At 51.7% G+C, this 20,018-nt stretch carries 12 protein-coding genes; 7 read left to right on the forward strand and 5 right to left on the reverse strand.

Going from position 1 to position 20,018, the window contains the following annotated elements:
- The first annotated feature begins 17 nt into the window (after positions 1-17).
- From HOV93_RS00185 to HOV93_RS00200, 4 genes are all read left to right on the forward strand, one after another.
- A complete protein-coding gene (locus HOV93_RS00185; protein WP_207394433.1) occupies positions 18-701 on the forward strand; it encodes an HAD family hydrolase in 684 nt (227 codons plus the stop codon).
- Positions 702-1,400 carry an acylneuraminate cytidylyltransferase family protein gene (locus HOV93_RS00190; RefSeq protein WP_207394434.1) on the forward strand — a complete coding sequence of 233 codons (699 nt, stop codon included), beginning with the start codon at positions 702-704 and terminating at the stop codon, positions 1,398-1,400.
- 50 nt (positions 1,401-1,450) lie between these two features.
- On the forward strand, positions 1,451-3,196 hold the full coding sequence (locus HOV93_RS00195; protein ID WP_207394435.1) for a hypothetical protein: 1,746 nt from the start codon (positions 1,451-1,453) through the stop codon (positions 3,194-3,196).
- Between the two features lie 233 nt (positions 3,197-3,429).
- Positions 3,430-4,335, forward strand: coding sequence for a class I SAM-dependent methyltransferase (locus tag HOV93_RS00200; protein WP_207394436.1), 906 nt, complete (start codon positions 3,430-3,432; stop codon positions 4,333-4,335).
- Between the two features lie 85 nt (positions 4,336-4,420).
- On the opposite strand, the gene HOV93_RS00205 is transcribed toward HOV93_RS00200, so the two are convergent.
- Entirely contained in the window at positions 4,421-5,368 is a 948-nt protein-coding gene (locus HOV93_RS00205; protein ID WP_207394437.1) for an SGNH/GDSL hydrolase family protein, read from the reverse strand.
- A 135-nt stretch (positions 5,369-5,503) separates the two neighbouring features.
- Between HOV93_RS00205 and HOV93_RS00210 the strand changes: the two genes are divergently transcribed.
- Complete coding sequence (locus HOV93_RS00210; protein WP_207394438.1) at positions 5,504-7,543, forward strand: fructose-bisphosphatase class III; 2,040 nt, start codon at positions 5,504-5,506, stop codon at positions 7,541-7,543.
- A 121-nt stretch (positions 7,544-7,664) separates the two neighbouring features.
- Here HOV93_RS00210 and HOV93_RS00215 read toward each other — a convergent pair whose 3' ends face one another.
- Together HOV93_RS00215 and HOV93_RS00220 are read right to left on the reverse strand one after the other, a co-directional pair.
- The gene (locus HOV93_RS00215; protein ID WP_235989639.1) at positions 7,665-10,160 is read right to left on the reverse strand and encodes a DUF1588 domain-containing protein; all 2,496 of its coding nucleotides are present in this window, start codon (positions 10,158-10,160) and stop codon (positions 7,665-7,667) included.
- Positions 10,157-11,476, reverse strand: a complete 1,320-nt coding sequence (locus HOV93_RS00220; RefSeq protein ID WP_207394439.1) for a DUF1552 domain-containing protein — start codon at positions 11,474-11,476, stop codon at positions 10,157-10,159. Before HOV93_RS00220 ends, HOV93_RS00215 begins: the two co-directional genes overlap by 4 nt.
- A 956-nt stretch (positions 11,477-12,432) precedes the next feature.
- Here HOV93_RS00220 and HOV93_RS00225 point away from each other — a divergent pair.
- Complete coding sequence (locus HOV93_RS00225; RefSeq protein WP_207394440.1) at positions 12,433-13,713, forward strand: efflux RND transporter periplasmic adaptor subunit; 1,281 nt, start codon at positions 12,433-12,435, stop codon at positions 13,711-13,713.
- A gap of 57 nt (positions 13,714-13,770) precedes the next feature.
- The gene (locus tag HOV93_RS00230; protein WP_207394441.1) at positions 13,771-17,172 is read left to right on the forward strand and encodes an efflux RND transporter permease subunit; all 3,402 of its coding nucleotides are present in this window, start codon (positions 13,771-13,773) and stop codon (positions 17,170-17,172) included.
- A gap of 84 nt (positions 17,173-17,256) precedes the next feature.
- Here the strand turns inward: HOV93_RS00230 and HOV93_RS00235 are convergent, their stop codons facing one another.
- Positions 17,257-18,537, reverse strand: coding sequence for a GDSL-type esterase/lipase family protein (locus HOV93_RS00235; RefSeq protein ID WP_207394442.1), 1,281 nt, complete (start codon positions 18,535-18,537; stop codon positions 17,257-17,259).
- Positions 18,538-18,680: 143 nt separating this feature from the next.
- Entirely contained in the window at positions 18,681-19,967 is a 1,287-nt protein-coding gene (locus HOV93_RS00240; RefSeq protein WP_207394443.1) for a DUF1501 domain-containing protein, read from the reverse strand.
- Positions 19,968-20,018 lie beyond the last annotated feature (51 nt).

The following is a 20,018-nucleotide window of genomic DNA, read 5'->3' on the forward strand; positions in this document are numbered from 1 at the left end:
AAGGATGGTAAACCAAAATGAATTCAACAATTCGTACGATCGTGTTCGACTTCGATGGGGTCTTGGTCGCTTCTAACGCTATCAAACGGGATGCGTACTTCCGAATTTTTAACGACGTCGAGATTTCTTCGAATCAGATCAACACTTGTATTCGCCAAAACCATGACGGAAACAGATATGACGTTATCGGTGCGGTCTTGGATACTCTGCTGGCACAGAACCAGGTACCCGATGAGCTAAAGCGAACTAGTCGTATCGAGCAGTACGCTCAGCTTTACAACAGGCACTGTGAATCGGCCGTCGCAGAATGCTCCGAGGTTGCCGGAGTTTCAGAGTTGTTTGATCAACTCGCAGGCAAGATACCACTGTATATCAACTCTGCCACCCTCGAAGAACCTCTTCAACGAATTGTTCACCGACGAGGCTGGTTCGATCGGTTTCATGGTGTCTTTGGTTCACCGACCTCGAAAATCGAGAATCTAGAAAAAGTCCGGCAGGCTGAAAACTGCCTACCGGACGAGATCGCGTTTGTCGGCGACGGTCAACGAGACTGGAACGCCGCGATAGATTTTGGCTGCCGATTCATCGGGGTTCGAAACGGCTTTACCGACTTCGACAAGCCTGCACCCACTGAAATTGTTCGACTCAACGATTTGATCGGGGTCTTAGAAACAATCGCCCCCAACGCCAAGGCTGCATAAATGATCCAAGATAAACGAGTGCTTGTTGTCGTTCCGGCTCGCGGTGGCAGCAAGGGAGTGAAGTTGAAGAATATCCGCCCGCTCGCTGGTCGGCCACTCATTCATTATACCGCTGAACTCGTCCAGCAATTGAACTACGTCGATCGTGCCGTCGTATCGACCGATCACATAGGGATTGCTGCCGAAGCGCGTGCAGTTGGTCTCGATGTGCCTTTTTATCGTCCTGCCACGCTTTCCGGCGATCGCGTGGGCGATTTGGAAGTGCTGCAGCATGCCCTTATTGAAACAGAGAAGATTGACAATGTTGCCTACGACATCATCGTCATGCTACAGCCAACATGCCCACAGCGAAAGCTTGAGCATGTGACCCAAACAATTGAGCGTTTCGCCGAGGGAGATTATGACGCGGTTTGGACCGTCTCGCCTACCGATCTGAAATATCACCCTCTTAAACAATTGCAAATAGATTCACACGGCAATCTGAATCATTTCGACCAGCGGGGACGACAAATCATCGCTCGTCAACAGCTTCAGCCAACCTATACCCGCAACGGGGCGGCATACGCGATCAGTCGCTCGTGTTTGCTAGAGAAGAAGTCCATCATGGGCGACCGAGTCGGCGCAGTTGTGATCGAAGAGCCTCTTGTGAGCATCGACACACTGGAAGACATGCGTCAAGTAGAACGCTTAGTTGCCTAAGAAAGTTCTGTATCGCCTCCAGGTGAATCAACTGGGACAGGATCAAGCAGATGAGCAGACTTACCAAACTTGTTCGCAATTATACCTCGTATGCCAAGCGGATGATCAATCCGCCGCCTGAACAAGCGAGTTTAAATGTCGTCGAGGAACTGGGCGTGCGGCTGCAGTGGCAGCAAGTCTTAAAGGACAGTTCCCACATCGTTAACAATCTACCGGCCCCGACGGGGACGCGGGTATTGTTTGCGACCTCATGGGGGAGCACCGAACAATGTCTAGTACTGGAATCAATCCTCGCGATGGCGCTGCGAATGCGTGGTGAAAACCCGTTCATGCTGCGTTGCGACCAGACTCTTCCAGCTTGCGAATGGAATCCCAATGCCAAGTTCGTCGAACCGTACGAAGATGTAGAATCCAATAACGCCGCCGCGGCCAGACCCGAAATCTGTATCAAATGCGCTCATGATAGCCGGCAGGGATACGATCCGTTGCCCATCGAGACGTGCGCATTCAGCGACTATTCGAAGCCGGAAGATCTTTCGCGAATTCTAAAGATCGTTGACCAGATTCCTTTTGAAGAACATCGTGATTTTAACTACTTGGGCATCGCAGTCGGCGAACACGCCTACTCTACGACGGTGCGCACGCAACGCCGCGGCACGCTTATCGACAATCCTGAGACCCGAGCCCTAAGCCGTAGATATCTAGCTGCCTCGATGATGGTGGTGGACTTAATGGAACGTCTGATTGAAGACGTGAAGCCTGAACGTGTCGTCGCAATCCATGGCGTCTATGTAACCCATGGCACGATCTGTGAAGTAGCCCGGAAACATAATATTCCCGTCGTCGTCTACGGGACACCACTCCGGAAGAATTCGATTTGGCTCTCACACAAAGACACTTACCATCGCACTTTAATCAGCGAACCCAAGCATCTGTGGGAAAACCTCGCGCTTACCCCAGCCCGCCGCGCACGGATGAACGAGTACATCGCTGGAAAGCGACTTGGTGGACGAGAGTATGCAGCGTATTACAAAGACTCTATCGATTCGCCGGATGCGATCCGACAGGAGCTAGGCCTAAGAAGCGATCTTCCGGTAGTAAGTCTCTTCACCAATGTGTTGTGGGATGCTCAGCTTTATTATCAATATAACGCGTTTGACAACATGCTGGATTGGCTCAATCGCACGATCACCTATTTTGGCGAACGCGGCGATGTGCAACTTGTCATTCGCATTCATCCGGCCGAAGCCAATGGTGGTCGAGGCTCACTGCCTACCAATCAGCCCATTCTCGCCGAGATAGAGCGAGAATTTAGCCAACTTCCGGCGAACGTGAAAATCATTCCACCGGAAAGTAAAATGAATTCGTATACTTTGGCCGAGATGAGCAGTGCGGCCCTTATCTATGGCGCCCGGATGGGCGTCGAAATCGCCATGCTAGGCGTACCTTTGATCGTTGCAGGCGAAACATTTAATCGTGGCAAAGGCTATTCCCATGATGTCGAATCGGCGGAAGAGTACTTTGAGCTTCTCGATCGGGTCACGGAACTTCCCAGCAGAGTGCCTGATTCTATCGGTCTCGCTACCAAGTATGCATACCACTACTTCTTCAAATTGATGATGGACTTCCCTCTCTACGGGGTGAGCGACGAGTTTCAAGTATCAGGAGCTCGCCTGGCGTTCAAAACTCTCGACGAGCTCAAGGTCGGCAAGTGTGCCTCCCTGGATACGATTTGCAATGGAATCTCAGACGGGGAAACCCCCTTTTTGCATGACGAACTATCAGATGCCGCTTAAGGCTCGCAGCACTTTTAGGTCGCCGTAGGGCCAAGCGACCGCTGGATATTAGTATTGACCCAGGCATATCTGATCTCTTACAACCGCCTCGCATTGTGAAGAGAGCCGGTTGAAGTGAAACGACTCTAATCCCTCTCGACCACGTCTGGTACGACGCCCCCTCTGACGTATTGCGAAGACCGTTAGTCTCAGACGATCCCCTGATATAAACGCTGATACTAGGAGAGTGTGACGTGAAATGGCTAAAACGAATCCGTGATAAGGCACGACGTCGCATAAGATCGATCCGACAAAGCATCTATTCTCGTTTAACGAATGCCGAGCAGCGACGCGAAATCAAGGAACTACAAGACGAACTGTTCTCGGTTCCCCCCCTACCCCCAATCCAATTTCTCTCTGACCCACTCGCAAATTGGCTTAGCACGGCTCGGGAAGAGATGTCCGAATTCCTCGCAGAGGAAGATGGCATTTCGGATGAAGAGCACCAATACCTTCTCATGCAAATGTTCTTTCGCGGCCCGGTCGATAAGATACGCGAGGAACAACGCGAAATCCTGGATTCGATTGAAGTAGATGAATCAATTCATTCGCTTCCCGTCTGGGATCTCGGCTGTGGTCGAGGAGAACTCTTGCAAGTTCTAAATGAAGCGGGATTCCGCGCGGTCGGAATCGATAAGAGTGCCTTGATGATCAAAAAGATGAAGGATCTTGGGTTAGAAGCTCTCCATGGAGACGCCATCGATGAGCTTCAAAAGACCCCCGATGGTAGCCTGTGCGGAATAACGGCATTTCACGTCATCGAACATATGCCGTTTGAGGTAGTTTTAGAGCTTCTGCGAGCTAGTTATCAAAAGCTTGCTCCTGGCGGTTTCTTATTACTTGAGACGCCCAATCCTTTCTGCTTTGAATCACTTAGCTTTTTTCATACCGATCAAACGCACGTTCGTCCCATTCAGCCGTATCAATTAGCGTTTCTAGTCGAGACCGCTGGATTCGCCGACACACGTTTGCACTTCACTGCTCCTGTGCCCACGACACGGAGACATCAGACCCACAATTTCATGCAGCTCTACCAAAATCATGGAATCGTCGCCAAGAAACCGTTGGCGTCTGATGCGTGCCTGAAGAAAGTTGCCTAGTCACGGGCAACTATGATTTTTACGCTCAGGACGCGCGTCGAGTAGCCACACTCATCGCGTGTTACGATTGGCTAGTTTCAGTTGTCTATTCTTTTCTCTGCATCTGGTCGATCGTGTCTTTCATCTTGGCAGCCACTTCCTTTGTATCTCCTAAAGGTTGTGGCGGCACGGTCTTCTCGCGGGTATAGCCAATGTGTTTCATCCAATTGGCAGAACGATGCTTTCGTAATTTGTCGACCTGCTTATAGATCGGATCGGCCTGAATCGCATCGAGTGACTGCCTTGGAATGGGAACGTTCAGAGCAGCCAAAATCGTTTGCGCCATGAACAAATGCCCCTCGGCCCCGGGATGGACTCGATCTTTGGAATAGACCTCGGTTCGAGCATCGCGCGACTTACGCATGGCGGAATGCAAATCAATGACGTGAACAAATGGTTTATCGAGTGTCATTTCCCATGCCGCGTATTTTGTCATCACCGAATCATAGTTGAATTCACCAGGCTTCGTATTCGCATCGTAGATGGGAGGAGTAACAATGAATAACCGCTCAACTCCCGAAGCCAGACATTGCTCTATGAGCTTATTAACACCATTCTGAAAAGCCAAACAACGCTCTGAATCGAGCGGTTGATAGATCCCATCGTTGATTCCGTAGCAGGCAAAAACAACCTCAGGCTTTGCTCGGTCCAAAAGACGTCCGAGACGCTCAAACAAGCATGGTCTCGGAAAAGCACCGCCTGCATGATTGTCTTCGCTAAGTCCAGAAAGTGTCTCGCTCGATAGGCCGAGGCCACAGACGTCAAAGTCTTGTTCGGGATAAATCGTCTTTAGGTAGTAGTCGACGAAGGTGATGTATCCGCCCGACTGCGTGATGCTGTCTCCGAGGAATACCACGCGTTTGCCAGCAAGGCTCTTCACCGTGAAGCCATCCGACGAATCGACTTCACTTTGCGTGGCAATCGGTTCTTCAGCCAAAACACTCGCCCCAACGAATAACGTCAAGACAATGGCAACAATCTTCATGGAACTCATAATCAGCCTCTAAATTTGGTTGGCTTGGTTAAACTTCATTGTAAGCCACAGCCCTGTTTAATTTCGACGGTTTGCACCCCCGCGACAATATTCGTAAACTATTTTCAGCTTTCTATCTCAGCTGAAAGACACCACGTGTGTCTGGCCTGCCGCAACGCTTTCAGCGGTTCGGTAGTCGCGTTTCCATTGTTTCGACGCAAGATCACCGTGCAAACCACATCTCACTCTTTTAAGCGTCCTAAAGCGGATCTTTCAATACTGGAATTGCTGGCATTGCAGTTCCCAAATGCTGATGCGGCCATCGCAGAGACCGCGCGACTGGCTGCAGTGCAAAGTTTGCCCAAAGGGGTAGTACATGTGATCAGCGATATCCACGGTGAAGACAAGAAGTTGAAGCACGTCATCAACAACGCTTCGGGAACGCTCCGTCCACTGGTCGAAGAGATGTTCGCCGACTCGATGACTTCGAACGAGTTGGAGGAGTTCCTAAAGCTAACCTTCTATCCGGCCGAATTGACTAAGCGTGTCGGAGAAATGCTTACGCAACCGGAAGAGATTCGAGCTTACGCGCTACAGATGCTGATGCCTCAGCTAGAACTGCTGCGTTATCTTGTTTCAAATTTTAGCCTTCGGTTGGCAACCAATCTCTTCCCGGCAGAATATCGCGAACTACTACTAGAAATGATGCACGCGCCTTCCACGGAACGAGGGCCGGAATTCATCGGAGCAATCCTCGATGAACTTGTTCGACGAGGTAGAGCGTTGCACCTAGTCCACCTGCTGGGCCGATTAATTCGTAATTTAGCGGTAGACGAATTAATTATCGCTGGCGACCTGTGGGACCGAGGACCACGCGGCGACCGAGTCATGGACTATCTCCGCTTGCAACCCAATGTCGAGTTCATCTGGGGTAATCACGACGTATTATGGCTGGCTGCCTCGCTTGGACATGAAGCCGCGATCTGTACGGTATTAAGAGTGTCGCTAAGATATCGACGTATTGGCCAGTTAGATGAAGGGTATAGCGTTCCACTGACACCTCTGGAACACCTGGCACGTACCATCTACTCCGATGACCCTGCCGAGTTCTTCATGCCTAAAGGTCAAGGCATGCGTCCCAACGAAGTCGTTGCAAGAATGCAAAAAGCCGCAGCGATTATGCAATTCAAGCTCGAAGGTCAGATGATCGAGCGAAACCCTCACTGGGAGTTGGGGCATCGAAGATTGATGCACCGCATCAATCATGAGGAGGGAACCATTGAACTTGACGGCCAGACATACGCCCTACGCGATAACAACTTCCCAACGGTCAACCCAGATAATCCCTATCAACTGAGCGAGGAGGAATCGGCCTGCCTCTCGCGTTTGAAGCATTCATTTCTGAATAGCCAAAAACTGCGGGAACAGATGCGATTTATGGTAGGTCATGGCTCGATGTACCTAAAACGAGATGAGTGCCTGATCTTCCATGGCTGCGTACCGGTCGATGCTGAAGGCAACTTTCTGCCGATCACCATCGACCAGAAGTCTGTCTCAGGACGAGCCATGTTCGAGGAAATCGAAACCATCGTTCGTCGTGCTGTTGTTAACTCGGAACAAGCCGATTTAGATTTCCTGTGGTACCTTTGGAGCGGCCCGAGTTCACCTTTGTTCGGAAAAGACCGAATCGCGACTCTGGAACGCGACTTTATTGCAGACAAACGATCACATAACGAGACGAAGAACACTTATTTCACGCTTATCCACGAATCGGATTTTTGCGACAAGATACTCAAGGAATTTGGCATGGAGGCCGACAGGAGCTTGATCGTCAATGGCCATGTTCCAGTCAAAGTCGAAGCCGGTGAATCCCCCCTAAAACGAAGCGGTAAGGCTATTACGATAGACGGAGCGTTCTCCGAAGCATACGGTGACTATGGTTATACGCTGGTACTGGAAACGGACCGCATTGTCCTGGCCCAACATTCTCACTTTGAATCCGTAGAAGCAGCCATTCGGGATGGGGTTGATATCATCCCCAAAGTTCAAAACATTCGCGTTTTTGATTCACCTCGGCGTACCCGCGATACGGAACGCGGTCAACGAATTGGTTTTCGAATCGAAATGTTAGAACGTCTGATCGAAGCCTATCAAGAGAATCGCTTACACGAGCGCCCCGTTGCTACGACCCCTTGAGTTCGCATGCGAAGCTACATCCGTGCTGGGGGGGCCTCAAACTAAGGAAGTTTCGCGACTCTGCCAGACTTCCGATCCAAGTCCCGTCCAGAGCCGCAAGAAGCTCCACCAAGGACACTCATCAGTTGGAGCTTCCGCCCGCGTCGAGATCTGTGTTTGTGCGATAGAGAAAAGCGTCGGACGTAAGCAGCGATGTCAGCATCGCTTTCATGCTCCCTCCGTTTTCTTTATAAGCCCGATATGCATCCTGAAGAACAGGCCGGTCGTTGAGTGTCTCGTTACGTCCCATCCAAAACCGAAATGCGTGGCGAACGAATACCTGCTCGGTACGCTCGCTTTGTGCGATCTTATTGATCATCTCGATCACGTTGGCAACCTCACCGTCCAAATCAGGATCTCCGGAATCAATGATCTCGCCAGAAGTGTCGACCGGTTTCTCAAGCTCTGTCTCTCGGAAGATCCCGGCGTGATTGTACATCTCGAAGGGCAAGCCCAATGGGTCCATCTTCTTATGGCATGTCCAGCAGTATGACTCTTGAGTCACCCGCATCCGCTCACGCAGGGTGTTACGAGGTTCATCCGGCAACATGGCGTCTACGGTGATGGGAACATCAGGAATGCCACCACCGAGCAGGCGTTCGTACACCCATCGCCCACGGCGAATGGCGTGATTGTCCATGGCATCAGAGTGAGAGACGAGCCAACTAGGGTGCGTCAGGATGCCAAGACGCTGCCCCTCAGGCACGGTAGCCAATACACGCTCTGGTTTCATGGACCCGCTGCCGAAGCTCCGCGGCCCCACGCGAGCGTGCAACGGCTCGCCCGTTAGATTCGCTTCCTTGACCTTGTGATTCACCCGATTTCGCTTGCTTGTCAGCGTCCTTGGTGGATCTTCTCCGGGATTCGCTTTCCGCCAGGCATCGATTTCAGCTTTGAACTGCTTATTCCATTCGGCGGCCGCCCTGGCTGTTTCCTTTTGAGTCCGTCGCTTACCAAAAAATTGATTGTCACCCTTCGTCGCAGCAACCTTGTCCGTAGTCAGCAATCGCTTAAGGACTTCCCTGTCATCCGCGAGAATCAATTCGATCAAGCGATCGGTACTCGCGGTCGCATCGAACATAGAGCGATAGTACCCATCTCCGGTTTTAGCTCCTGTATCCGCAAGGGCCTTGGTGTCTTTGCAGATGTAGCCGCCAAGGTCATAGTCAAAGTAGTCGCGGAAGAACTGTAAAATGCGTGGTTTTCGAATGCTGTCGTCGTCCAACATCCGCTCGACTTCTCGTTTAACGTCAGCCTTGGTCCTCATACGCCCTTCGGCGATTGCATCACGCATTGGTTCATCAGGCGGGAGGTAACGAAACGCATGATTGACCGCTAAACCGAGTTCCCAGTCTCTGAGCATCACGCGCCCGTAACGATCAGGCTGGCCTCCAGCGGCAAGTTCCGTCCGAAACAACGAGTCGCGATCAAGGAAGATTGAAGATAAACCAAGAACGGCTCCGTCTTCCTTGCCAAGCTTGTCGATAGACTGCTGAACAATCGCGAGATAGGCGTCAGACTCGTGGGGCGTTGGCGGGCGAAACGTGAGTGCCTCGAAAAGGTAATTGACGGCCCGACGCACGCTGGCTTCGTCGGTGCCCTCCTCCTTCATCAATTCATACACCGGCGTCAGTGGACGCACAACCTTGGTACTGTAGACAATCGAAGTAGGCAGGCCGCGAAGGTCTCCCTGCATCTTATCTCGAATTGAGTTCGGATCATCCGTAATTTGATATGGTTCGGCGATACTCAGGGGACCGTAGGCCATGTAGCGAATGATGTTGTCGGCGATGCTGATGATCTGAATCGCTTCGGCACTATTAACCGTTTGAAAGTGAGGATAGTTCTTCAACCCGTGATCTCGTGCCGAGGATAGCACGGCTGGAACGCTTTTTACTGCGGTAGCGTAAGCGACGGTTCCTCCTTGCCACTTAATGATGCGATCGATGCCGAAGTAAAGCTTCAATTCCCCACCGTGATTCGTAGGGACGGCGTCGCCATGAGCCCGCAGACCGGGCTTAGAAGGATTAAACTCCGGCTCACTGTTGATCAACTCGTTCAATCGCGTAATGTGCTCTTGAGGTGTCACCCGCCAGATACGTGCAGGAGATGACGCTGGCCGGAGTTGAATGTCATCCGGCAATGGCCCAAAAAGCAGATCATGGTCGATAAAGTTACCTTTGCCTGGATCAAGATGGGCCTGGAACCCGCCTTTGTCTTTCAAGACGTGTGTAAGCTCTTGAACGATCCAGTCAGAAAGCTGTAGCCTCTCGACGACTTCCAGCTGAGTCATGTCCTTGGGGGGCATCTGCTTCAAGGTGACCTGTGCCCAAACCGTATTCCAAGCCTCAGCATTCAGGTCATCGACAACGCCCAGGTCATGAAGCGAAAAATTCCCTTCGTTTGCGTCTGGATCCTTCTCTCCGTGACAGTCCCCACAATAGGTAGTCAGAAGGGGTTTCGCAAAGCTACGAAAGTCTTTTTCAACACGTTGGCCAGGCGTGTATGTCTCGGCGTTTGCCACTGCGATTAAGCCACACCAGAGCATCCCGAACCAAGCGAATGCGAGCTTGCTCATACCAGCAGTTCCTTGAGCGGTCCGTTGCCATCGTCGAACTTTTGCGCCAGCTTGTCATCCATGTTGAAGCGATCGCACGTAACACCTGCTGCCCGCAGAAGCGTGGTATGGAGTGCGTTGATTGGACGGTTGCCATCAATCTGCGTAAAGCAACCCGTCTTGAATGCCCCATCGAAACTCCCCAACAACATGACCGGCCAGTTTGTGCCCCGGGTATGCTGACTATCCGCATTGTTACTGGTGTAAACAATCAGCGTGTTGTCCATCATTGATCCGCTACCTTCGGGAACGCTTTCCAGCGACTCGATGATCTTCACCAACATGCGACTGTTGTACTGGCGAATCTTGATCCAAATTGGATTGTCAGGCTGCTTCATGTGCCCCAGGTTGTGTCCCTGTTGTTCAATCCCCAACCCCTTCCAGGCACCGAAGATCTCGCCGCGACCTGATCCGATGGTTAACGTGTTCGTAATCCCCGAGGTGAGTGCCGAAATCCCTAAGTCCAATAAGACATCGTGCCAATCGGTCTCAAATTCTGGCTGGGTATACCGCTCGTCCACCTCAGGCGCAAATTTTTGTAAGTGGCCGGAAACCTTATCGAGACGTTCACGCAAGCCGTTGATATCCTGAAATCCGTCGACAAACTGTCGATAGCGTTGACCGTCTCCAGCAGGCAGTGACTGCCCTTTGGCGGCGGCAAGACCTTCTATCTCATTAAAAACATTGGAGCGTGCTTCGTGCTGAAGACGGATATCGCCTGTCGAGATGCTCCCATACAGCATCTGATACAGGTGATTGGGATTCGAGTGCATAAAAATCGGTTGACCGGCACCACTTGCAGAAAGTGTTGCCAGAGTCGGCTTCGACGTCATGTTTTCAATCGAATCCATTCCGATGCACAAATGAGGCAAGAGCGTCTGAGGCAACGCCTTGCTCAACTCGTAGTCGATAGTCGCTGCACTCGGCGGAACGCCATCCCCACCACGGTAACCGCCCAACGCGCCGAAGAACGCGCTATGCGAAGGACTAGTATGTAGGCCATGCAGGCCGTTGATAATATGAAGGCGATCTTTGTATGGCTCGAGTGGGCTGATCGGCTCCGGCAACTCGGCATTTGCTAAGGAACCACTGTTATGAATTCCCTTGGGAATGCAGGTCGCTGGGTCGAAACCCTGATTCTGCATAAAGAAGATGATTCGCTTAGGCGTGGTGCTCTCTGAAGATGATGCGACCAGCCGCTGGGCAGTCAACGGAAGACCTAGCGCGACGCCGGCACTGGTTGCCGCTGCTTGCAGTATGGTTCTACGGGTAAGCATGATCGATCCTTCCGCATATCAAAGGAGGTCAATTGCCTTAATTATTTGCTCAATGCATGGCAAGGGGATACTCGATCCCTCTTCGCAGTGAAACTCGCAAACGGAGTTGCTGCAATGCAAATAATGGACTTGGCGGGAACGCTTGCAAGATGGGGGGTGGGGCCTACGCTTTTTAGTATATCGGCACATCGCCCGAAAGACTACGGAATTCGCCGGGAACAATGCGTTTTTTTACCTATTCGTTGTCCTTTTTCGCTTAAGTCGGACGCCTAATTACCTAGCTTCACGGTATGGAAACAGTGGCCCCGATTGCCTATTTAGATTCTCGGTATTTGAAGAATATTCTCCTTATCACATCAACTCATCCTGATCCAAGTGAATGGGGCATGCGAGATCACCGACTGCTGGCTGACCATCTGCAATAATTGGCTGCAAAATTTGATCGTGCTAGAAGAAAGTCTTTCGAACTGGCTGGGTGAGTCCGAAGCTATTCGATACTTACTCAACCTCACAATAATTTTATCAAGTTCAGATTCGTTTATCTAAACGAGTGACCGGTCTGTTGACTCAAGAAAGCTGGCCGATGATATAGGCAAGATCACGCCCAATAAATCGGGGCAGTCTATTCGGTGGTAGTCCAAATAACTCACCTGGTGGTTACGAGAGCCATCGCGTTCCCCCTAAAACACACAGACTGACTGATCCTCACGGACAACCAAAGCTAAATATACTCCAATTCATTCAGCTCGAATTCGTTTACTACGGTCACCTTTTTAAAGAACAACATGGTTTCTCAAATAAGTCACTTCGGTTGGCCTCGTGTAATCTGACTGCGGTCACGGTATAAAAGAGAACTTCGTTCAACATGAATTCAAGAGACGTGACTGGCCCCAGTGAGACTCGCCTCGTTCATCGTCATCGCCTACGATCAAAAAGACAGCAACAGGAAGTTAATAATGAAGCTGAACGTGCTTCGCTTGACGATCACCCTGGCACTTACCTTGCTTATCGTGATTGGCTGTGGCCAACGTCGACAAATGCCGAAAGTCGAACCACCGGACGTGACCGTCGCTCCGGCAATCAAGCGTGAAGTGGTTGACTTCAGCGAGTACACAGGCCACATCGAAGCGGTTTTTTCCGTTGATGTTTACGCCAAGGTCTCAGGTTACCTTCAGAAGGTTGCATTTAAAGACGGGGCGGTGGTCAAGCAAGGTGAGCTTCTATTCGAGATCGATAAGCGAACCTACCAGGCCGAATACGATCAGGCCGTTTCCCAAAAAGCACTCTATGTCGCCAAAAATGAGTTGGCACAAGCAACCTTAGCTCGCAACAAAAAGCTGGTAGGAAGCGGTGCCGTTAGTCAAGAACTTTTCGACGAAAGCGTCGCGTCTGCCAACGAAGCAGTAGCTCAAGTCAATGCCGCAGAATCGGCAATTGCCGCCCGGAAAGTTGATCTGGACTATTGCACGATCAGTGCGGCGATCAGTGGCCGCATTGATCGTACCTACGTCACCGACGGGAATCTTGTCCAAAGTGGAGTCGGCGCCCCGACGCTTCTAACCACCATCGTTTCGGTCGACCCCGTATATGCCTACTTCGATGTCGATGAACTAGCTATGTTGAGCTACATCCGACAGCGAATAGCCGAGAAAGGTCAACGAGGAGATGGCTCACTCCGAGAACTTAACATTCCCGTCCAAATCTATCTTGCCGATGGTTCTGAGTATCCTCATCTTGGAACGATCGACTTTGGCTCAAATCAAGTGAGCGCTGGCTCAGGTACTTTGACCGTTCGTGCCGTAGTCCCGAATCCCAGTGGGATGCTCCGCCCTGGGTTATTTGTTCGTGTCAAGGTTGCTGCCAAGCCCCCTTACCATGCCGTGCTCGTTCCCGAAAGCGCTATCGGTGCCGACCAGAGTGATAGGTACGTTTATGTGCTCGATAAAGATGGCAACGCCGAGCGACGCAGCGTTCAACTGGGAACCCAGCAAGGTCTGCTACGCGTCATTAAAAAAGGTCTCGCTGAAGGCGAGAAAGTCATTGTCAATGGCCTACTGCTGGTACGACCAGGAAAACCTGTCAAGCCTCAGGATACGACCATGCCAGAGCCCCCGAAGATTGACGAAACTATCCTTCGTTCCGTGAGCCGGAACGAGCCCCCCATGTCGAGTCAACCTTCGCAGCAACCGGTGAATCAGACGAACCCATCGTCGGCTCCGATGCCAAATGGTTCCTAATCACCATCGCAATTTTGTTCGTTTGATCGCCAAATAACACCGACGAAAGATAGCAACGTGCTGGCTCGCTTTTTTATCGACCGCCCCATCTTTGCCTGGGTTATCTCTATTATCATTGTCCTGGCGGGCTCGATCTGCGTCTGGTTACTACCCATCGCACAATATCCAGAAATCGCCCCGCCGACTGTTTCAGTGACATGCCAATACCCGGGCGCGAGCGCGGAGGTTGTTGCAGAAACGGTGGCGGCCCCTATTGAACAACAGGTCGTCGGTGTCGAGGACGCACTGTACATGTCCTCACAGTCAGCGAGTGACGGTAGTTACACGTTGACGGTTACCTTCGCCCTAGGAACCGACCTGGATATGGCCCAGGTCTTGGTTCAGAACCGCGTCGCCCAAGCCACGCCCCTCTTGCCCGATGTGGTCAAAGCTACCGGGGTGACGACCCAAAAGAAGTCCCCCAATATCTTGCTCGCCGTAAATCTCTTTTCTGCAGACGATCCCGAAACAGGCGAGCCAATTCTCGATAACCTTTACCTGAGCAATTACGCCACGATCCAAATTCGAGATCAGCTTTCCACACTCGAAGGGGTTGGCGACGTGGGTATTCTGGGCGAACAAGACTACAGCATGAGAGTTTGGCTGAATCCAGATGCCCTCGCCTCGCGTAGCATGACCGCCGGCGACATCGTAACTTCCTTGAAAGAGCAAAACGTCCAAGTGGCTGCTGGGCAGATCGGTCAGCCTCCGGTCCCTCCTGGGCAGCAAATGCAGCTCACCATGACAACATTGGGACGGTTGAAGACGCCTGAGCAATTCGCTGATATTGTCGTCAAAACAGGAAGTGACGGCCAAATCACGCGAATTAGTGATGTTGGTCAAGTTGAACTCGGCGCCCAGAATCTGAACACGATCTGTCGGTTCGACCAAAAACCTTCGGCCGGTATCGGCATCTTCCAATTGCCAGGATCAAACGCGCTAGACGTGGGCGAACAAGTAAAACGTAGGATGGAAGAGCTGAAAGAAAAGTTTCCCCCCGGTCTCGAATATGAAATCGGCTACGACACGACACCGTTTATCGAACAGTCTGTAGAGGAAGTTTTTAAAACGCTTCGAGACGCAATCATCTTAGTTGCCATCGTTGTGCTCTTCTTTCTACAAGACTGGAAAGCGGTGATGCTGCCCCTGATCGACGTGGCGGTTTCGCTGATTGGCACATTTGCAATCATGGCAGTCATGGGCTTCACGCTCAACAATCTGACGCTATTTGGCCTGGTACTCGCGATTGGGATCGTCGTGGATGATGCGATTGTCGTTCTAGAAAATATCGAGCGATGGATCGGAATGGGTTATAAGGTTCGGGACGCCACCATACATGCCATGGAAGAGATCACAGGACCTATCGTTGCGATCACGCTGGTGCTGAGCAGCGTGTTCTTTCCTAGCGCTTTCCTAGGAGGCGTCACAGGGCAGTTCTTCCGACAGTTTGCCTTGACCATTGCGGCGGCCATGTTGATTTCGGCCATGAACGCAATGACGATGACGCCAGCCCGAGCGACATCTATTTTCCGCGACCCCAAGCCCGGCGAAGATCATACGAAGCATCGTGAAGCTCTGCCATGGTGGGGCATTGCCGTATTGGGTGGGGTTCTCTCTGTTTGGCTTGGAAGCATTTTCCTGAGTGGTTCCGGCCTGAAGGGCGAAGAGGGCATGGCCCTCTGGATGCAAGCCGCCCTCTTTATTCCGGGAGTCGTCGTTGGCTATTTATTGTCCCACACGGTGAATCGCGCATTGGCGGCCGTGTTCGGCGTCTTCAATCGAGCGTTTGATTGGGTGACCAACCTATACGGCCGAGGCATCGCTTCACTACTTCGCATTAGCGCGGTGGCCGTCGTTGTATATGTCGGACTGATTGGACTAACGGGTTATGGTTTCAATGTGATCCCCGGAGGCTTCATCCCCACCCAGGATCAAGGCTACCTGGTGTTTGACGTTCAACTTCCCGACTCTGCCTCGCGTGAACGCACCGACAAGGTCATGACTCAGGTAGAAAAGATCGCCTTGGAGACACCCGGCATTGCCCACGTTGTCGATGTTTCAGGGCAATCATTTGTGCAAAACGCTGTGAGTTCTAATCTAGGCGGCGGTTTCTTTTCGCTGGCTCCTTTCTCAGAAAGGCGGGGAAAAGAAACCACGGCCGAGTATATCGCCATGGAACTTCGCAAGAGGTTCAGCAAAATCCAAGAGGCCCGTGTCTCTGTGTTCGAGGCCCCGCCAATCAATGGCCTGGGAAATGCGGGTGGCTTCAAGCTGATGGTCGAAGACCGTGGCGACAACGGCTATGCCGTGCTCCAGGCCCAAGCGGACCGTCTTGCTAATTTGGCCCTGGATCAACCGGGGATTGTTGTGGCATTTAGCACCTTCCGGGCAAGCACGCCACAGTTGTTCGTCGACATTGACCGCGAAAAGTGCAAGAGCATGGGCGTCGAATTAACGGCCGTCTTTGAAGCACTTCAAGTTTACATGGGCGGCTACTACGTCAACGACTTCAATCGTTTTGGTCGAACATGGCAAGTCAACGTTCAGGCAGATTCCAAGTTCAGAGTGAACGCCGAATCCGTCCGACAATTTAAAGTTAAAAGCGTCACCGGAGACATGGTTCCGCTGGGTACTCTTTGCACCATCGAAGACAGCACCGGACCGATGTTCATAAATCGCTATAACAACTTCCCCGCTGCGGCCATCAACGGTGTAAATGTGCCGATCGTCAGCACAGGCGAAGTTCTTACGATGATGAACGATCTGGCCGCAAAAGAACTACCTGCTTCGATGGAAGCGGAATGGACCGAGATTTCTTTTCTGCAGGAGCAGGCAAGTCAGTTTCAATCGTTTAAGGATGTGCTTCAGAATCCGATCTCGGCACTTATCGGTGCGGTCATCTTGGTCTATTTGATTCTGGCGGCACTCTATGAAAGCTGGGAACTGCCGATCACAATCATCCTGGTGGTTCCCATGTGTGTCCTGGCAGCAATTACCGGAGTGATGATCGTGCACATGGACCTCAATATCTTTGTGCAAATCGGCTTTGTGGTGTTAGTGGGGCTAGCGTGTAAGAACGCGATTCTCGTGGTTGAGTTCGCTAAGGACCTAATGGAGAAGGAGAACAAGCCACTCCTGGAAGCTACGGTCCAAGCTTGTATAGTCCGTTTGCGTCCGATCATCATGACCAGCTTCGCATTTATCCTGGGTGTTGCACCTTTACTTTGGGGGCATGGAGCCGGAGCAGAAATGCGGTTCGCCCTAGGGGTCACGGTGTTTAGTGGCATGCTGGGTGTGACTGGCTTTGGCTTAATCTTTACGCCGGTATTTTTCTACGTCGTGATGAAGCTATTGCAAAAAGAAGGCCTTTCCCCGATCCATCAGCATGAGCCTACCCCCGAATCACCACCTGAATCGTAAGACGGCTTATATCGACTTCCAAACGCCGCTGAGACATGCAAACTCTCACGCGGCGTTTTTTATTTTGACCAATCCGTCATTCCTTTAGGGAACGAGTTCTCCCAAAACAAGAATCTGACTTGCCCGGACTTTTGTGCCTTGGTACTTGGGCATCTTCAATTCTTCTTCGGGATTTTTTAGCCGAAACGCGACTGGTTGCCGATCCGGCTGATCGGGATGAACTTCAATGGTCACCTCATGAACCGTTTCTGGATCGACATCGCCAGCCAAGAACAGCGTTGCGATGCGATGATAGGTAGAGTAACTGTCAAATCGCGGCACGAGTTTCTCTCGAGTTTTGCCATCGACGGTAATGATGACCTGACCACCATCAGGGCCTAGCAAGTCGTACAACTTGGCGGACGACCCTCGAAAACGAAACGTCAACTTACTACCAGGCTCGGTTGCCTCATAAATCTGGCCCATACGATTGCCAAACCGCCGAGCTAGTTGGGCATCTTCCGGCAGTGCTTTCCAGTCTCCGCTAAGCATATCAGTGCTGATCGGCACCATCTTGGCGGCTTGCCAGTGGTCATTCACAAACGCAGTCTTTAGCTTGGCCTTGTGGTCAACAGGCTGAGCATCGATCGCCATCTGCTCGATCGCATCAGCAAGGACTTCCGTATAGATTTCGTGACCTGCATCCAATGGATGGACTCCATCTTTCGAAAAATGAATCTTTCCTTCTTCCGGTTGGTCGCTCTTAAATACGAGCTTACCGTCCGATTCCAGTTCGACTATTTTCTTCGCAAAATTTACCGATGGAATTCCGTAATGGTCAGCCAACATCTCCATCGCAGAGGCTGCACGAGGGCATTCACCATTACGAAGTGGGTCTTCGTAGTTAACACGAAACGTATAGACGAAGCAGATGTCTGTCTCCGGATCGACTGCCCAGGTCTGACGGACGATTCCCTCCATTGCCTTCCAAATCCGATCCGGCGACGCACCACCGTCGTTTACGGCGAATTCAACAAACAAAAGATCCGGCTTATGCCGCAGGGCATCGCGCCCCAAGCGAAACACACCCAAGTCGCTGCCGGTACCACCGATTGCTGCGTGAATTTCTTCAATTGTCGCATCCGGGTATTTTTGTTTCAGCCATTGGGTCGTTTTTACTCGCCATCCATTGGCTGCCGTAATCGATCCTCCAAGGTATGCAACCCGAACGGTTTCTCCTTTTTCAAGTTTCGCCAGCACGTGCCCCATGCCATCACGAGGCTTAATTAGCTCCGCTTGAACTTCATGATACATGGGCTCAGCGATTGCGATCGCTGGCATTAGGGCACCAAAAACAAACGCCAACGTGGCGAGGACAGATTTCATCGTTGAGGCTCCATCGTGGAAGGTATGTTGTGGGTTGTACAGTCTAATTGTGCTCGCGGAGGTTTGCGAGCTAACTGCAAAAAAGCCCTGGCTAAGGTTAACCAGGGCTAGGTGAAAGGAGGTGCTGCGAATTTCCAGGCCAACTAACCGAACAATTTCGCTATGGGTATCCCACCATCAGTAATTGGTACGGGACGATCTCCATCGTAAAGTGACTTCGCATAATCAATTCCCAGCGAAGCATGAATGGTCGCAAAGAAATCTGGCACCGAAACAGGATCCTTAACGATTTTCTGTGAAAGCTCATTCGTCTCACCATATGCCCCTTGATGCTTCAGACCACCGCCGGCCAGCACGCAAGTGAATGCCGAACCCTGGTGACCACGTCCTCCGCCACCATCGAATTGCGGCGGTCGACCGAATTCCGTCGTGATGACTACGAGCGTTTTGTCTAATAATTTATGATCCTCTAAGTCGAGTATCAGCGTTGAGACGGCATCATCCATTTCGCGAATCAACTTATGCTGGTCAAGAATGCCCCGATTATGAACGTCCCACCCTGCCCCATTCAAAAAGTTAAGATTGTGAGACACTTCAATAAAACGTACGCCTCGCTCGACCAGCCGACGGGAAAGCAGGCATCGTTGACCGAACTCGCCTCCATAGCTTTCCCGCAACTCAGCCGGCTCGTTATCGAGGGCAAAGCTCTTCATGAACTCTGGTCCGCTCAGTCGTAGGCTCAGTTCAGCAGCCGCTTCGTAATCACGCAGTCGAGCATCCTTCGTTTCCGGCTGAACGCCACGAAGATCCTTGAGATACTGTTCGCGGCGCGCTTGGCGACCCGGCGTGATAGCATCGGGGCGAGATAGACCGGCCGGCCCGCGTCCCGTCTCTGTAAGATAGAGATAGCTATCCTTTGCCCCGAGGAACCCAGGCCCCCGCGAACTATTGGGATAGCCAATCAATACGTAAGGAGGCGCTGCTTCCGAGACGGCTCCTCGCTCGTGGGCGATGATCGACCCGAGCGAAGGGTACACAACCGTGCCGCTTACCGGACGGCCAACATGCATCCAGTTCGTAGCTGCTGCGTGCTCGTCAATCACCGAGTGATTTACCGTGCGAACAGCCGTGACTCGGTCCATAATCGAAGCGACCTTAGGCAGATGTTCGCAAACTTCAACACCTTCCACGGCGGTGGGAATGGAATCATAGTAGGCACCGGCTTTCTTCTTACTTGGATCGCCCTTACGTTTGGGATCAAACGTATCGATCTGCCCCATCCCTCCCCCAAGCCAGATCGAGATAACATGCTCGGCCTGACCTTGGATTCGCTGGCCTTCGTGCGAAGCCCACGCAGGGGTTGCGGCCATGCTTGCGGCAGCGGCACCTGTCGCCAAAAACCTACGTCGATTCAATGCCTGACTATTCATAGAAGATATCCTTTGATCGAGCTTAATTTTGTGCGGGAATAAAACGCGATG

It is taken from the genome of Bremerella alba, assembly GCF_013618625.1.
Lineage (GTDB): Bacteria > Planctomycetota > Planctomycetia > Pirellulales > Pirellulaceae > Bremerella > Bremerella alba.

Excerpts from the sequence above, each read along its gene's own strand:
- HOV93_RS00185 (WP_207394433.1), top strand. The coding sequence starts at position 18 with ATGAATTCAACAATTCGTACGATCGTGTTCGACTTCGATGGGGTCTTG.
- HOV93_RS00190 (WP_207394434.1), top strand. The coding sequence starts at position 702 with ATGATCCAAGATAAACGAGTGCTTGTTGTCGTTCCGGCTCGCGGTGGC.
- HOV93_RS00195 (WP_207394435.1), top strand. The coding sequence starts at position 1,451 with ATGAGCAGACTTACCAAACTTGTTCGCAATTATACCTCGTATGCCAAG.
- HOV93_RS00205 (WP_207394437.1), bottom strand. The coding sequence starts at position 5,368 with ATGAGTTCCATGAAGATTGTTGCCATTGTCTTGACGTTATTCGTTGGG.
- HOV93_RS00215 (WP_235989639.1), bottom strand. The coding sequence starts at position 10,160 with ATGAGCAAGCTCGCATTCGCTTGGTTCGGGATGCTCTGGTGTGGCTTA.
- HOV93_RS00220 (WP_207394439.1), bottom strand. The coding sequence starts at position 11,476 with ATGCTTACCCGTAGAACCATACTGCAAGCAGCGGCAACCAGTGCCGGC.
- HOV93_RS00225 (WP_207394440.1), top strand. The coding sequence starts at position 12,433 with ATGAAGCTGAACGTGCTTCGCTTGACGATCACCCTGGCACTTACCTTG.
- HOV93_RS00235 (WP_207394442.1), bottom strand. The coding sequence starts at position 18,537 with ATGAAATCTGTCCTCGCCACGTTGGCGTTTGTTTTTGGTGCCCTAATG.
- HOV93_RS00240 (WP_207394443.1), bottom strand. The coding sequence starts at position 19,967 with ATGAATAGTCAGGCATTGAATCGACGTAGGTTTTTGGCGACAGGTGCC.